We start from the raw sequence: 13198 nt of genomic DNA, 5'->3' as shown, positions 1-13198 counted from the left end.
AAGAACGTGATGAAGTCCTTGTACTCGACTTCAGCCTGCTGGTATGCGGCCGTGGTGCCCTCGGCATACCAGGAATCCCCGACTGCCAGCTTGGCGCGGGCGATGAATTCCGAATCGGGATAAGTGTTGATCAGCGTCTGCAGCGTGATGCGCGCGACGTCGTATTTGCCGTGCTTCATCGCGTCCATGGCGCGGTCAAAGAGGACCTTGTCCGGTTGCTTGGAGTCAACATTGGCAATTGGGTTGTTGACCTTGTTGTGATGACAACCGGCGGCTATCACGGCCATTCCGAGAGCAAGTGCGATTGTGGTACTGCGATGAATCATAGAAATCCTTAGCTGCGAAGCTCCTCAGCTCGCGTAACTTAAGTTCTTATTACCCCTGCCAGTCTCGCTTCGGGAACTGCTTCGGTTGCGGCCTTGAGCAAACTCCGCGCATTCGCCGTAATATCGTGACCATCGAAGACTGCGCTGCCGGCGACCAGCAGCTCCGCTCCCGCACGCACTATCTCACCGACGGTGTCGTGAGCAACGCCTCCATCGACCTCGATGCGAAAGTTCAGCCCACGCTCCTCGCGGATCCTCGCCAGCTTCGCGATCTTGTGGAGCGCGCCTGGAATGAATTTTTGCCCGCCAAATCCTGGATTCACCGACATGACCAGCACCAGGTTTACCATGTCGAGCACTTCTGTGAGCGTCTCGACCGGAGTGGCTGGATTGATCACCACGCCCGGTTGGCAGCCATGCTCTTTGATCAATGTCAGTGTGCGATTCAGATGTACGCAGGCTTCCTGATGCACTGACATCCAATTTGCGCCGGCGGCAGCAAAGTCTGGAATGAATTGATCCGGATTCTCGATCATCAGATGAACGTCAAAGACCGCATCAGTGACCGGACGCAGCCATCTCACAATCGGAGGTCCAATCGTGAGGTTGGGCACGAAATGCCCGTCCATCACGTCGAGATGGATGATCGTAGCTCCACCTTTGATCGCAGCCAGAACATTGTCGGCCAGATGAGCAAAGTCCGCCGAGAGAATCGAGGGTGCGAGTTCGATCAAAATAGAACGCTTCCGAATGTCAGGAGACGCTCACAATTTTAGCAATTATGGCGGGTCTTCGGGCTCAAATTCGGGCCGAATAGCAGGCCATCGGACGTGTTAAGAGCGAAACCTTAGACAAAACGCGCCGGCATCATTTGTCTCGTTTAGGAGCGCGCATTGTGCGTCGCTTTGCCGGCTTCGCCCTGACCTCATCATGCGGACACGAATGCGCCTCTTCCATTAGTTGAAGCAGGCTCGGACGCGGCGAGGCCCCAATGAATGTCTGGCATTCGACGCAGAAAGAGTCGGTAATCTCCGGGTTGCTCCGGTTCGGCGTGCGCAAAAATTGGGAGCCGTGTGCCATACGGTACACCGAAGTTGGACTTCAACCCTGGATTGCTTTCCCAAGAGTAGAACGGAAGATGCACATTGGGCAATTAAGGATTCGTAAATCGACATTGCACGACCCCACGTTGGTTGGATTTGCTCAACCAGTTTTGTCGGGTACGGTGGAAGAGTCTGCATAGAGGAATGGTTCTACCGGAGTTGCGGCTTCGGACTGGTTGTTCCTTTATCAACGGGGAACAACCGATGCACATGAAGAAAACTGCGAAGTTCGTACTGCTGCTCGACAGCGACTCTAGCGCTATCCGCCATTCGGCAATGGAACTAGCAGGAACTGATGGATGCCTTCTAATCGCGCGTACCGCGGCGGCTGCCGTGGAATTTGCGAAACAATACAAGCCAGCTTATCTTGTGCTGCCGACAACGCGGGCAGCCGCTGAGGAAAATTCGCTGCAGGATCTGTTGCTGGAATTCAGCCCTGAGACTGAAATCGTTGTCCTCTCCGACGCGGAAAGCCTTCGAGCGATGGGACAGGGCGTGTAAATCTGGGGACGAACGCACAGATTACAGCAACACTTTGCGATGACATTCGTTACTTTTCAGGAAATGCCCAGCGCTTTACTATGAAACCCATGATCGCCTGGGAATCTCTCTGAACACTTCCAAGCCTAGCTTCCCTTTACCGTTTTGGTCTTTCCTGACGTGTGCAGTTTGAAGACATCGTCAGGGATCTTCGAATTCAATTTGATGTTCGTGTAATGCGCAAGGCGATAGTCGCCGGAAGGCTCAAATGCTTGCTGTTTCAACGAGACTGAGCGCGTCGCATCCACCCAGATGATGATGTGATCAAACATGTTTCTCACCTTCGGCGATTTTGGCGTCAGGTCCAGTTTGGCGGTTCGGACTCCGTCCACATCCTCGTTGCCTTCGAACTTAATATCAAATTGGTTCTGGAGATCGTGCCCTTTTCCGCCGAATCCCAAAACGAGAAAGCTCTCCACTTCTGCCCGGTTCTTGCCCGCGTCGTACTCATTCACCTGCTGGATTCTCGGCTGATAAATGCGGATCTTGCCCTCGGTAAAGAGCATGTATTTCTGATCGGGTGACTGAATGTCAGCCGCCCACTGAGTTTCGCCTTTGCCGGTGCGACGGTAGTAGACCATCCCCTTTTGCGTATCGGTTTCGTTCACTACCTTCTGATACTGATCCCAAGTGAAGTCCGCCTGCGCGCTGCGGAACTGAGCTGCTGCGGCATCCATCTGCGCCAGCACGGCTTCGAGTGTGGACGCAGTCTGTCCCGAACCCGAACTCTTGTTTTGGGCAAAAGCTGGACAAAAACCGAGAAGGAGTGCGCAAGTGAGGGCAAACGCACTATGGCCTCTTCCTGAGTTCCTGTCTGCACGATAAAAGAGAAGTTTCATAGATCCCGTTAGCGGTGAGCCCACACACGATAACCCGTAAGCTTGCCAGAAGTGTCGCGCAACTCGGTATACCGCGTCACTTCGATACTTCCGACCACTGGCACAAGCACCTTCTCCAGCGCCGCGCTTGTATCGTTCTCATCCGGAGAGATTGCCACAGCGTTCAGGTCGCATATAAAGCTATTGGGCCCATCCTGCTTAACAACAATTTCGCTGGGATGCAGCGGACGAGAATTCGGGCTGTCTTTGAAGACGTTCCGAGGAGTGAGAAAAATAAAAGCAAGAATGATCGTGACCATTACGTCGTAGTGAATCCCGCCACGCGGATGAGTCCACAAAACGTAGCTTTTCAGGGTTCGCCCGATCTTCAAAGTCCCTCCCAAAAATACGAGGTTAGTTTAGAACCCGAAGCATCACCGTGCAAAGAATCAGCATCTCACCTTGTCGGTCGCGGACATGTCCCGCAGTTCGTTCTACTCTGGATTTGTGCAGGTTTGGCTCAATCCAGCGTGCTAAACTAAGGCTCTTAATCCGCGGCTCACGATGCCCACTGTGAGCCAGAACCCTTCGTCGTAGCCTAAACTCAAAGCTCCTTACGCTACTCGTCTCTTCCTCTGGCCGGGAAAGGTAGGATCGCACTTGTGAAGCGTGCTTCCAACCTCGGGAAAATCTTTGTTGCTATCTTCTGTGGTCTCGTTGTGGGAGCCATTGCGGGCGCCATCCACTGGATGATTCTGCCGCACGACCAGTCTCTGCTGGTGCACGTGATGCTCGGCGACCTCGTTGCCGCGCTGACTTCAATGATCGTGTGCCTGGCTATTCAATTGCGCCAGGAGGAAGTGCATTTCGCAAGTGCGATGTCGCGTGCAGCGATTGTCTCCGAACTCAATCACCACGTGCGCAATGCCGTATTTCCACTCTGCCTGGCAGTACAGAAATCCGGCGACAAAGATGCTTCACAACTGGCGAATGAAGCAGTCGAACGAATCAACGTCGCACTCAAGGAAGCGACAGCCGACGCGATCTCCGGCCGCGCCAGCTATGCCGATGATATTCATCCCAAAAACGGAAGCTTACTCGTACACTGATGTTTCGTATTCTAATTGTCGATGATGAACCCGCAATCCTCGGGCTATTGAAATCCGTTTTGGAACTCTCTTCTTTCGAGCCGCACACGGCTCGCTCGGCTGCAGAAGCCAAGTCGTTGCTGTCTCAGCAGACATTTGATGTAGTGCTCACCGACATGCGCATGGAAACCGCTACCGCTGGTTTTGATGTCGTGCGGGCTGCGCGCCAACTCGATCCCAGGCCAGTGATCGCAATCCTCACGGCTTTTCCCATATCCTCGCCGGAGTGGCGTCCTTCAGGGGCCGACGCACTGATGGTAAAAGGCGCGGACATTATGAATCTTCCGGATAAGTTGTTGAATTTGGTTAAAACGAAACCGCACCGCGAACGCCAGCCCGTCGCTATGGCAGGACAACACTCTTAGCCGTTCAGTTTGCTACGGCAGCTGATCAGCAGAAAGCCGAACATCTCCCGTTCCGGGAATTTCAGCAGGAGCTTCCGTCTCCGCAGTAGCCTTGGCTTTCTTTGACTTTTTCGGCTCTGGCGGAGGTGGTTCGTGGGCAGGATCGTAGAACAGGATGCGTCCGCAGCTGTCGCAAGTCATGACTTCCTGTCCTGCTTTAATCTCGTTCCATTTCTGTGGACGCAACAGAACAAAACATGCGGTACAGCGCTGCTCGCGCGCTTCGGCTATCGCCGTCTTCCTGGCTTTGAGGACGCGATCATAAAGATCCAGCAGATCCCCGGTAAGTCCAGAGCGGAGACCGCCGCGGTCTGCTTGTAACTCCTTCAATCGCGCTTCGTCTTTGGCGGTGAGGGCGCGGGCTTCTTCTTTTTCTTTTTCTACCTGGACTGACTGCGTCTTCAACTCAGCTTCTGAGACCTTTACCTGCCGGTCGAAGAGCTCAGCGCCTTCCATGATCTCGAGAATCTTGTCTTCGGCCTTGCGAATCTCCTGCTCGGCGAACTGGATCTCGTGCATCAGCGCCTTGTATTGTTCGTTGGTCTTTACGTCGAGCGATTGATCGCGAAATTTGGCGATCTTTTGCTGTTGTGACTGTATGTCCGATTCCAGGCTGCGACGCTTCTGTTCCTGTGACTTGATGGCCGCTTTGGCTTGTTCGACTTTGCCTCTCGCGTCTGAGAGCTGATGTTCGATTTCCGCTACGCGCTTGGGCAGCGCAGCCACTTCGGCGGAAAGACGGCCGATTTCACGATCTACCTGCTCAAGTTTGATTAATCCTTCAAGGTCTGCATGCATGAGAAGCTAACTTGATTCTAACAGCCCAGAGCAGGCTTGAGGGGACGGAAAAATGCGCAACAGAACCCGCCGGCCGTTAGCCGGTGGGCCCACTATCCTCTTTCGTATGTTGTTCCGAGGCTTCAGATGTACCTGAGGCGATTAGATTTGGGTCGCAATGCTTTGGCGCCCTGGGGTTAGTGCCGGGTGAAGATTCCCGCGGCACCGTATCCGAGCGTCAGCGCGATTGCTGCTGTTGCACCGGCAATAGGCGCGAAATGGCGGCGCACGTTGCGTTTAATGTCGGTGCGTTCACGAATCTCGTGGCGCACGGCTGAGCGAAGCTGCTGAACATCGTTATGCAGCGCGCGACGTTGTTCGGCGGCGCGCTTCTCCAGAATCTCTGTGGGGAGGTTTGGTTGTGCTTGCGTCATGCCTGTGACCTCGCTTCATGCTGAATCCAGATTTGGTCCTCTTTCAAAACACGCAGAGTGCGTTTGGGCGCCAGTCCAGCCTGTGTAAGCTCACGACGACCCAGGTAGAACATGCCGATCGCGATCAGGAAATATCCCGCTGTAACGATCAGCGCGCCGTAGCACCACGCATACGCGCTGCCGTAGAACACTCCGGCGAAAAACGCGATGAATGCGAACGTCAAGGCGAGAAAGGTAACCACTCCGAAGAGAGCGGCAACTGCCAGCATTGGGACTGCGACTTTCCAGATGCCAACTTTCTCCTTCATCTCCTGCGAGAGCATCTGCAGGCGCGTAGAGACGAAATCGCGAGCATCGGTCTTGAGCTCAGTGACCACGTCGCGGATGGTTCTGTTATTTTCAGTAACGACTTGCATTGCGTGACCTCACGATCCGGAGTGAAACTCCCAACAAAAACGCCGCGGCAGCAATGCCGCCGAGCACATGCAATGGCTTTTCCTGAATTAGACGCTCGCTTTTCAATCGCGCCTGCTGCGCCTTCAGACGGGCCTGCGCCCGAGCTTCACGCGTACGCGCCTCAAGCTGCTCGCGCAGTTCTTTACCGCGTTCGGCGACTCTGTCGCTGAGCTCGTCGGCTTTATCGAGCAGCACACGCCCACGCTCTTCTGCGGCATCGGCGAGCTCGCTTGCCCGGCGCTTGGTGGTGTCTGCCAGATCACGTGCTCTTTGCTGTGCGGTGCTGGCGAACTCGCGCGCACGTTGCTGGGCGGTATCTGCCAGCGATGATGCTGAGCTCGAGAGCTGGTCGCCAGCACTGCTCTGCGCTTCTTGAGCGCGATTGCGAACCACGTGAAGGCCTCGGCGCGCCGTTTCCGGAGCCCGCTTGACCTGAGATACGGTCTTACCCAGCGCAGCTCCAATCTGCTCCGCCGTGCGATTGAGTCGCGGGTTCCCGGTACTCTCGGGCAGGCTGGACTCGTACATCCCGCCCTTGCGGATGGGATCCTCAACCGCAGCCTGATACGTCACCGTGTCAGCACGATTTTCTTCCAGTCCCGTGCCAATCGGGTCCGTGGTGCGCGTGCCCAGTTCGGGAAAGTCTCTGTTGTGCAGAGGATCTGCCATTGCACCCTCCTGTAAACTTGCGTCCCTTGATACCCAGGACTAATGGCTTGGATGTGGATTAGGTGCGAGGTGTTTGCAGAGAGATTCGTAGAACTTATGCTCCGAGAGCTGCTGCCGTGTCCAGACACTCTTGCAAGTAGCGGAACCGGGTTAAAACAAAAGGGGACGAAGTCTGAACACAAAGTTCACGGAGGCATTCCTATTGAAGTTTATGTTCCAGCTTTGTGACGTGTACTCCAGCGGCAGCTCAGATGTTGATCGCTTTGCCTTCCACGCTGCTGAAGCCGTCGAGCAGAGCTTCGTAGAGTGTCGGGTGGGCGTGGATGGTGAACATCATCTCTTCAACGGTGGCTTCGAGCTGCATGGCTGTTACGGCTTCAGAGATCAGTTCTGTCGCGGAGGGACCAATGATATGCACGCCGAGAATCTCGCCATACTGTTCCTCGGAAACGACCTTGATGAAGCCATCGTGGCTGCTGATGATGCTGGCCTTCGAGTTTGCGGTGAACGGGAACTTGCCGACCTTGACTTTGTATCCCTTCTCGCGCGCCTGAGCTTCAGTAAGTCCTACGCTGCCGATCTGCGGCTCGCAGTAGGTTGCGCCCGGAATCAAATTCCGCTTTACCGGACGCGCATACTTGCCTGCAATCTTTGCCACTGCAACCATGCCCTGCATAGCTGCGACGTGCGCCAGTTGCGGCATTCCCAAAACGATATCGCCGATGGCGTAGATGCAGGGCTCGACCGTCTGCATCCATTCATTCGTTGGAATAAAGCCGCGCTCAGCTTTGATCTTGGTTTTATCCAGACCGACATCGTCGGTCTGCGGCGCGCGTCCAATGGCGATCAGAACTTTTTCAGCTTCCAGCCTCTGCTGCTTGCCATCCGAGCCGGTGAATGTGACCGACGCTCCGTCCTTGGTCTTCTCGACTTTCTCGACCTTTGCGCTTAAATGGCAGTTAATGCCCCGCTTCTTGTAAACGCGCAGCAGCTCTTTGCTGACTTCTTCGTCTTCGACTGGAACCAGGCGCGGCAGAGCCTCGATAACATTTACGTCAGTTCCGTACGACTTGTAAATGGACGCGAACTCCACGCCCACGGCGCCGGAGCCGATCACCACGAGCGATTTTGGAATCGAATTCAGCGAGAGAATTTCTATGTTGGTGAGAATCGTTGAATCCGGCTTCATGCCAGTCAGCATTCGCGCCTGCGAGCCAGTCGAGATAATCACGTTCTTCGTCTGCAGCTTGCTCTTCTTGCCGTCGGATCCCGTCACTTCGACATCGAGCACGCCATTTTTCACCGGCCCGGTGAGTCGCCCGTAACCGGGAACGACGGTCACCTTGTTCTTACGCATCAGGAACTCAAGGCCTTTGGCATGCTTGGTGACAATCTTGTTCTTACGGTCCTGGATGGTTCCCCAATTGACCTTCATGCCATCCACGTTCTCAATGCCGTGCTCTTTGGCGGCCTTGAAATGGTCGTAGATTTCGGCGTCGAACAGCAGACTCTTCGTGGGGATGCAGCCCACATGCAGGCAAGTGCCGCCGAGCTTCGCGTCTTTTTCAATCAGCGCGGTTTTAAGTCCGTATTCGCCGGCACGAATCGCAGCCGTATAGCCGCCCGGACCGGAGCCGATGATGGCTACGTCGTAAATAGTCTCTGGCAAGTGTGACTCCGTCTAGCTTGTTGGGAATTGGTCAGAAAGACAAACATTAGATTGTAACAAGGGTAGTTTGGTCGCATTGCACGGCTACGCGCCTAAGCCACAAAAGAAAACGGGCGAGCACCATCCAAAAGCGAATGCAAACGCATACGGAAATGATGCAACCTAGATATATTTGCTTGTGTACGTCGGAACGAGGTCCGGCATGGTCAGCGAAGACGGCAGTTTTGAAGTCAGCAACAACGAACGCACGCACCGCTTCGAGGTGGAGTCGGGCGAGCAGACAGCGTTCCTGAGCTATCGTCACGTGGGCGGGAGTCTGACGCTCGATCACACCGAAGTCCCGCCTGAACTGGAAGGCCGTGGCATCGCCTCAAAGCTCACCCGCACAGCGCTGGAATTCGCCCGCGAACGGGGGCTGGAAGTTGTGCCGATCTGCCCTTACGTGAGCAAGTATCTGAAGAAGCACTCGGAATACCTGGACCTGCTCAGCGACGACAATCGTCGCCATGTGCTGAATTCCGAGACGTAGAAAGGCGAACACGAAGGTCACGAGGTTCACACAAGAGGTGACAAAAAAATCTTCGTGACTTCGTCTGTTGCCTTCGTGCCCTTCGTGTTCGCGGGTTCTCAGGCAGGTCTCGCCGTTGATCGCTCGATGGTCGCATGCAATCGGACCCCAAGCAGATACACGTAATGCAGCGCTGACACGATGGTCAGAGAAAAGACCGTCCAGATTCCTGCTTTTTTCACCGCCGCGATCCAGAACCAGGGCACTACCTCGACCAGCAGCGTCGCTCCCAACGTTACGATCTGAGCGACGGTGTTCGCCTTGCCGAGCAGGCTGGGGCGGAAGTCGCGAAGCGACGTGGTCACATAGACAAGCGTGCAGACGATCAGGATGATGATGTCGCGCCCGAAGACGACGACCGTCACGCGCCAGGGAATGCGGTGCATCGCCGAGAGAACTAGAAACAGCGTGCTGATAAGCAGCTTGTCGGCAATGGGATCGAGATATTCGCCGAGCTTGGTACGCTGCCCGAGCGAACGCGCGAGCAGGCCATCGAGACCATCGCTGATGCCGGCGAGGACAAAGAGCGTGAGCGCGATGCCGTAGTGGCCGTCCATGATCGCGTTGACCACGAACGGAACGAATCCGAGTCGAAGAAGCGTAAGCAGGTTGGGATAGCTGCGGAGTTGGGCGAACAAGCGTGTGGCTTCCTAAATTTGGCCCAAGGGAGGGCGAGGTTCACAGTCACTTTTTCTCAGACAGCCTGAGGTGTGCTCCTCCTAGAATACTGCTGTGCAGCCAAACGTTGCAGCTACTGGTGAAAACGAGTCGGATGCTGTCGCCGAACCACGCGGCCGTCAACGCAAGTTTTCCTTGAAGCAAAGGATTGCGCTCTGGCTGATCACTTCGCTTGGCTATCTGGCCATCCGACTCATCGGGCCGACCCTGCGTCCCACGTTCACCTTCGAGCCGGGCACCGAGAATGAGCCGCGGACACATCCGGCAATCTATTGCTTCTGGCATCGATGTGTATTCGCATGCGGATATCTGTTTCGCGGACACGGCATCCGCGTGCTCACGAGCCGCAGCTATGACGGGGAATACATTGCCCGCATCATCGAGCGGCTAGGCTTTCGCGCCGTGAGGGGATCGAGTTCGCGCGGGGCCGTACAGTCATTGCGCGAGCTTCAGCGCGAATTGGAGCAAGGCGAGTTCGTCGCGTTCACTATCGACGGTCCGCGCGGCCCTCGTTATATTGCTAAACCCGGACCGATCCACCTGGCGCGAGTGACTGGCGCACCTATCTTCTGCTTTTATGTGGCCGTGGAACGCGCCTGGATCCTAAACAGTTGGGACGCGTTCATAATTCCCAAGCCGTTCTCGCGAGTTCACTGTTACGTTCGAAGTCCGATTTCAGTAGCGGCGGAGGCTGATCACGATGAGTCATTAGCCAGAATGCAAGCGGAATTGGAGGAGGCGCGGAACAGAGCGGAAGCCTCTTTCGACCGCTCGGAACGGAGCTGATCCTCTCCCGCTCACCTCGTCCGGCTGACGTATAATTGTCAGTCACACACCTTCGCGCTTACGGTCGCGCGTCTCACTTCAATTTGATCTTGCTCCCCGCGAGGAGCGGGTGTGTGTTCGCAAAACGCATCAGTGGAGTATCTCGTTGAAAAAAGGCAATACAGCCGTCGTGGTCGGTGCTCAGTGGGGAGACGAGGGCAAAGGCAAGATCGTTGACGTGCTCTCGGAGAACTTCAGCGTCGTCGCCCGCTATGCCGGCGGACACAATGCCGGACACACCGTCATCATCGGCGGAAAGAAATTCGTGCTGCAGCTTATTCCCTGCGGCGTGCTGCGTGAAGGATGCCGCAGTGTGATCGGCAATGGCGTCGTGCTCGATCCTATTGCGTTCCTGAAGGAAGTCGATGGTCTTAAGCAAAATGGGCTCGATGTTACCGGACGGCTGTTTGTTTCAAATCGGGCACACGTGATTCTGCCGTATCACCGCATGATCGAACTTGCTGCCGAGAACGCTCCCGGACGAGTAAAAATCGGCACTACGTCGCGCGGCATTGGCCCCGCGTACGAAGACAAGATGAAGCGTGGTGGTCTGCGCGTGATCGACTTGCTGGATTCCTCGCTGCTGCGCACGCACATCGAAAACGCCTGCCGCGAAAAAAACACGATTGCACATGCATTGTTCAACACCGATCCACTGGATCCGGACAAGATTTACGACGAGTACTCAAGGGCAGCCGAGCGGGTTGCGCCGTTTGTGACGGACACTGCGCTATTGCTGAACGATGCCATTGCTGCAGGCGAGTCGGTGATGTTCGAAGGCGCGCAAGGCACGATGCTCGACATCGATCACGGCACGTATCCATTCGTGACTTCATCAAGCGCAACTTCCGGCGGTGCTGTTACCGGAACTGGAGTTGCGCCCAACGCGATTCGATCGGTGATCGGAGTAACTAAAGCTTATTGCACCCGTGTGGGTGAAGGTCCATTTCCAACCGAGATCAAAGACGAGATCGGCGACACCTTGCGGGCGCGTGGAAACGAATACGGTGCGGTCACTGGTCGGCCTCGTCGCTGCGGCTGGGTTGATCTTCCTTTGCTTCGGTATGCCACCTCGATTAATGGCATCGATTGGATGGTCGTCACCAAACTCGACGTGCTCGACACACTGGATGAGATTCCAGTGTGCGTCAGCTACAAATTCGGCGGCAAGAAGCACGAGAAGCGCATCCCCGCTTCGGCGGGAACCTTCGAGAAGGTCGAGTGCATTTACGAGAAGATAGCTGGCTGGAAAAAGCCGACTGTCGGCATTCGCGAATTCGCGAAGCTTCCGCAAAAGGCGCAGAGCTATATGAAGTACCTGGAGGAGAAGACCGGTGCCCGCATCGGCATGATTTCGACGGGTCCGGATCGGGACCAAACGATCATGATGGACGAGTTTGCTGCCGTGCTTCAGATGCATGAGAAATCGGCGCTGCGGGCGTAAGTTGTTAATCTGTAATCGTGAGCATCCCAGCGCGCGATTACGATCTTGATGAGCTCGAATCCGCTCTCAGCAGATCGCTTTTCTCCGGCAAGCTCCACTTTATTCCCGAAACGGGATCAACCAATACATTGGCGATGCATGCCGGCGCTGCCGGTCTCGAAGAAGGACACGTCTTCTTCACCGACCAGCAGACCGCCGGGCGAGGCCGAGGCGGACATTCGTGGCAGTCGGAGCCGGGCTCAGCGACTCTGATATCAGTGCTTCTGCGTCCCCGCATTGAAACTGCGCAGGCGCTTTGGCTATCGCTGATGGCGGGTGTGGCTGTTCACGATGCGATTCTTGGGAGTTGTGGAATTCAATGTGACCTGCGTTGGCCTAACGATCTACTGATCGGGCGCAAGAAGGTTTGCGGGATTCTCACGGAAATTTCGTCCGAGGGTGAGCAGCTCCGATTTGCCGTGATCGGAATCGGGGTGAACGTCAATCAGCCGTCGTTTCCTCCTGAGATCGCGGAGATTGCCACATCCATTCAGATCGAAACGGGGAAGATCTGGTCGCGTAGCGACTCACTCATTGCATTGCTCCGATGCCTCGAACTCGAATACAAGAAAACCTTAGCTCCCGAAGGTCGAGGGGCCCTGGTTGCGCGAGTTGAATCTGTCTCAAGCTACGCCCGCGGCAAGCGTGTGCATGTTGATGAAGGTGGCGGATACGATGGCGTGACAGATGGTCTTGATGCCCATGGCTTCCTGCGGGTGCGCACACAGACCGGCGCCAGAACCGTGCTTTCTGGCGGCGTACGGGAGTTGAACGGATGAGCGAGAGTGCCGCCCCTCCGGGGCTCAATCCCTGCTCCTCCCACCCAGCACTCACGTGCTGGGCTGGTCATATGTCGCGCCTACGGCGCTTTGGGCTTCGCTTCGCTCGCACGATATCAAGAAATCTCAAACTCGCCCGCACCAAGAACGAGGACATCGATAGTTAGATTGTGGTTACGACAATGAAGCTACTGCGGAATTCACTACTCGGGCTGTCTCTTCTTTGCTGTGTGCTCGCAATCCGTGAGGCCGTGCGTTATGGGCGCGAGTGGCTTACAGTCGATTCCTGCCTCGATTCTGGCGGAAGCTTCGATTATTCGCGGATGGCGTGTGATTATGCCGTAAATCATCCGTTTATTCCCTATGGTTATCGCCATCCTGCGTCGTTCCGGGTCTGCGCGGCAGCCATTCTGTGTGGCGTCTCGGCCGCCCTGATCTCGCACCAGCTTTCTCGCAATGCGCAGCGAAGCAATTAGGGGAGTAGCAGTTAGATCGCTGGTGAACTAAATCAGCTAAACTGC

At 55.6% G+C, this 13198-nt stretch carries 18 protein-coding genes; 8 read left to right on the top strand and 10 right to left on the bottom strand.

What is annotated here, in order from left to right; genetic code table 11:
• A partial coding sequence (gene bamD / locus VFU50_06075) for an outer membrane protein assembly factor BamD (GenBank protein ID HEU5232406.1) occupies positions 1-326 on the bottom strand: 326 nt, incomplete at its 3' end.
• A gap of 38 nt (positions 327-364) precedes the next feature.
• Entirely contained in the window at positions 365-1060 is a 696-nt protein-coding gene (gene rpe / locus VFU50_06070) for a ribulose-phosphate 3-epimerase (GenBank protein ID HEU5232405.1), read from the bottom strand.
• Positions 1061-1639: 579 nt separating this feature from the next.
• Between rpe and VFU50_06065 the strand changes: the two genes are divergently transcribed.
• Complete coding sequence (locus VFU50_06065) at positions 1640-1930, top strand: hypothetical protein (GenBank protein ID HEU5232404.1); 291 nt, start codon at positions 1640-1642, stop codon at positions 1928-1930.
• Positions 1931-2055: 125 nt separating this feature from the next.
• On the opposite strand, the gene VFU50_06060 is transcribed toward VFU50_06065, so the two are convergent.
• Together VFU50_06060 and VFU50_06055 are read right to left on the bottom strand one after the other, a co-directional pair.
• Positions 2056-2808 (bottom strand): outer membrane lipoprotein carrier protein LolA, encoded by a 753-nt coding sequence (locus VFU50_06060; protein ID HEU5232403.1) that lies wholly within the window; start codon positions 2806-2808, stop codon positions 2056-2058.
• 8 nt (positions 2809-2816) lie between these two features.
• Entirely contained in the window at positions 2817-3179 is a 363-nt protein-coding gene (locus VFU50_06055) for a hypothetical protein (protein ID HEU5232402.1), read from the bottom strand.
• 270 nt (positions 3180-3449) lie between these two features.
• Here VFU50_06055 and VFU50_06050 point away from each other — a divergent pair, with 270 nt between their 5' ends.
• Both VFU50_06050 and VFU50_06045 read left to right on the top strand, forming a co-directional pair.
• Positions 3450-3896, top strand: coding sequence for a hypothetical protein (locus tag VFU50_06050; GenBank protein HEU5232401.1), 447 nt, complete (start codon positions 3450-3452; stop codon positions 3894-3896).
• Positions 3896-4300: a response regulator gene (locus VFU50_06045; protein HEU5232400.1), complete on the top strand. Its 405-nt coding sequence runs from the start codon at positions 3896-3898 to the stop codon at positions 4298-4300. Before VFU50_06050 ends, VFU50_06045 begins: the two co-directional genes overlap by 1 nt.
• 12 nt (positions 4301-4312) lie before the next feature.
• Here VFU50_06045 and VFU50_06040 read toward each other — a convergent pair whose 3' ends face one another.
• The 5 genes from VFU50_06040 to lpdA all read right to left on the bottom strand — a co-directional run bounded on the left by VFU50_06040 (position 4313) and on the right by lpdA (position 8344).
• A complete protein-coding gene (locus VFU50_06040; GenBank protein HEU5232399.1) occupies positions 4313-5137 on the bottom strand; it encodes a C4-type zinc ribbon domain-containing protein in 825 nt (274 codons plus the stop codon).
• 176 nt (positions 5138-5313) lie between these two features.
• The gene (locus VFU50_06035; GenBank protein ID HEU5232398.1) at positions 5314-5550 is read right to left on the bottom strand and encodes a hypothetical protein; all 237 of its coding nucleotides are present in this window, start codon (positions 5548-5550) and stop codon (positions 5314-5316) included.
• Positions 5547-5966, bottom strand: coding sequence for a phage holin family protein (locus tag VFU50_06030; GenBank protein ID HEU5232397.1), 420 nt, complete (start codon positions 5964-5966; stop codon positions 5547-5549). Before VFU50_06030 ends, VFU50_06035 begins: the two co-directional genes overlap by 4 nt.
• Complete coding sequence (locus VFU50_06025; protein HEU5232396.1) at positions 5950-6675, bottom strand: hypothetical protein; 726 nt, start codon at positions 6673-6675, stop codon at positions 5950-5952. The genes VFU50_06030 and VFU50_06025 overlap by 17 nt, the downstream gene beginning before the upstream one ends.
• A 247-nt stretch (positions 6676-6922) precedes the next feature.
• Complete coding sequence (gene lpdA, locus VFU50_06020; protein HEU5232395.1) at positions 6923-8344, bottom strand: dihydrolipoyl dehydrogenase; 1422 nt, start codon at positions 8342-8344, stop codon at positions 6923-6925.
• A gap of 202 nt (positions 8345-8546) precedes the next feature.
• On the opposite strand from lpdA, the gene VFU50_06015 reads away from it, so the two are divergent.
• Positions 8547-8873: a GNAT family N-acetyltransferase gene (locus VFU50_06015; protein HEU5232394.1), complete on the top strand. Its 327-nt coding sequence runs from the start codon at positions 8547-8549 to the stop codon at positions 8871-8873.
• A gap of 98 nt (positions 8874-8971) precedes the next feature.
• On the opposite strand, the gene VFU50_06010 is transcribed toward VFU50_06015, so the two are convergent.
• The gene (locus VFU50_06010; GenBank protein ID HEU5232393.1) at positions 8972-9550 is read right to left on the bottom strand and encodes a CDP-alcohol phosphatidyltransferase family protein; all 579 of its coding nucleotides are present in this window, start codon (positions 9548-9550) and stop codon (positions 8972-8974) included.
• Positions 9551-9725: 175 nt separating this feature from the next.
• Between VFU50_06010 and VFU50_06005 the strand changes: the two genes are divergently transcribed.
• From VFU50_06005 to VFU50_05990, 4 genes are all read left to right on the top strand, one after another.
• Positions 9726-10376, top strand: coding sequence for a lysophospholipid acyltransferase family protein (locus VFU50_06005; protein HEU5232392.1), 651 nt, complete (start codon positions 9726-9728; stop codon positions 10374-10376).
• A 139-nt stretch (positions 10377-10515) separates the two neighbouring features.
• Entirely contained in the window at positions 10516-11859 is a 1344-nt protein-coding gene (locus VFU50_06000) for an adenylosuccinate synthase (GenBank protein ID HEU5232391.1), read from the top strand.
• A gap of 17 nt (positions 11860-11876) precedes the next feature.
• Positions 11877-12677 carry a biotin--[acetyl-CoA-carboxylase] ligase gene (locus VFU50_05995; protein ID HEU5232390.1) on the top strand — a complete coding sequence of 267 codons (801 nt, stop codon included), beginning with the start codon at positions 11877-11879 and terminating at the stop codon, positions 12675-12677.
• Positions 12678-12859: 182 nt separating this feature from the next.
• Positions 12860-13153 carry a hypothetical protein gene (locus VFU50_05990; protein ID HEU5232389.1) on the top strand — a complete coding sequence of 98 codons (294 nt, stop codon included), beginning with the start codon at positions 12860-12862 and terminating at the stop codon, positions 13151-13153.
• The last annotated feature ends 45 nt before the right edge of the window (positions 13154-13198 follow it).

Source organism: Terriglobales bacterium (genome assembly GCA_035764005.1).
Classification (GTDB): Bacteria; Acidobacteriota; Terriglobia; order Terriglobales; family Acidobacteriaceae; genus Gp1-AA112.
The sequence above is the reverse complement of the archived record's forward strand: the minus strand, read 5'-3'. Positions and strand labels throughout refer to the sequence as shown.

Coding starts and splice junctions, on each gene's coding strand:
- VFU50_06065 (HEU5232404.1), top strand. CDS start 1,640: ATGAAGAAAACTGCGAAGTTCGTACTGCTGCTCGACAGCGACTCTAGC.
- VFU50_06060 (HEU5232403.1), bottom strand. CDS start 2,808: ATGAAACTTCTCTTTTATCGTGCAGACAGGAACTCAGGAAGAGGCCAT.
- VFU50_06045 (HEU5232400.1), top strand. CDS start 3,896: ATGTTTCGTATTCTAATTGTCGATGATGAACCCGCAATCCTCGGGCTA.
- VFU50_06040 (HEU5232399.1), bottom strand. CDS start 5,137: ATGCATGCAGACCTTGAAGGATTAATCAAACTTGAGCAGGTAGATCGT.
- VFU50_06035 (HEU5232398.1), bottom strand. CDS start 5,550: ATGACGCAAGCACAACCAAACCTCCCCACAGAGATTCTGGAGAAGCGC.
- VFU50_06030 (HEU5232397.1), bottom strand. CDS start 5,966: ATGCAAGTCGTTACTGAAAATAACAGAACCATCCGCGACGTGGTCACT.
- VFU50_06025 (HEU5232396.1), bottom strand. CDS start 6,675: ATGGCAGATCCTCTGCACAACAGAGACTTTCCCGAACTGGGCACGCGC.
- VFU50_06015 (HEU5232394.1), top strand. CDS start 8,547: ATGGTCAGCGAAGACGGCAGTTTTGAAGTCAGCAACAACGAACGCACG.
- VFU50_05990 (HEU5232389.1), top strand. CDS start 12,860: ATGAAGCTACTGCGGAATTCACTACTCGGGCTGTCTCTTCTTTGCTGT.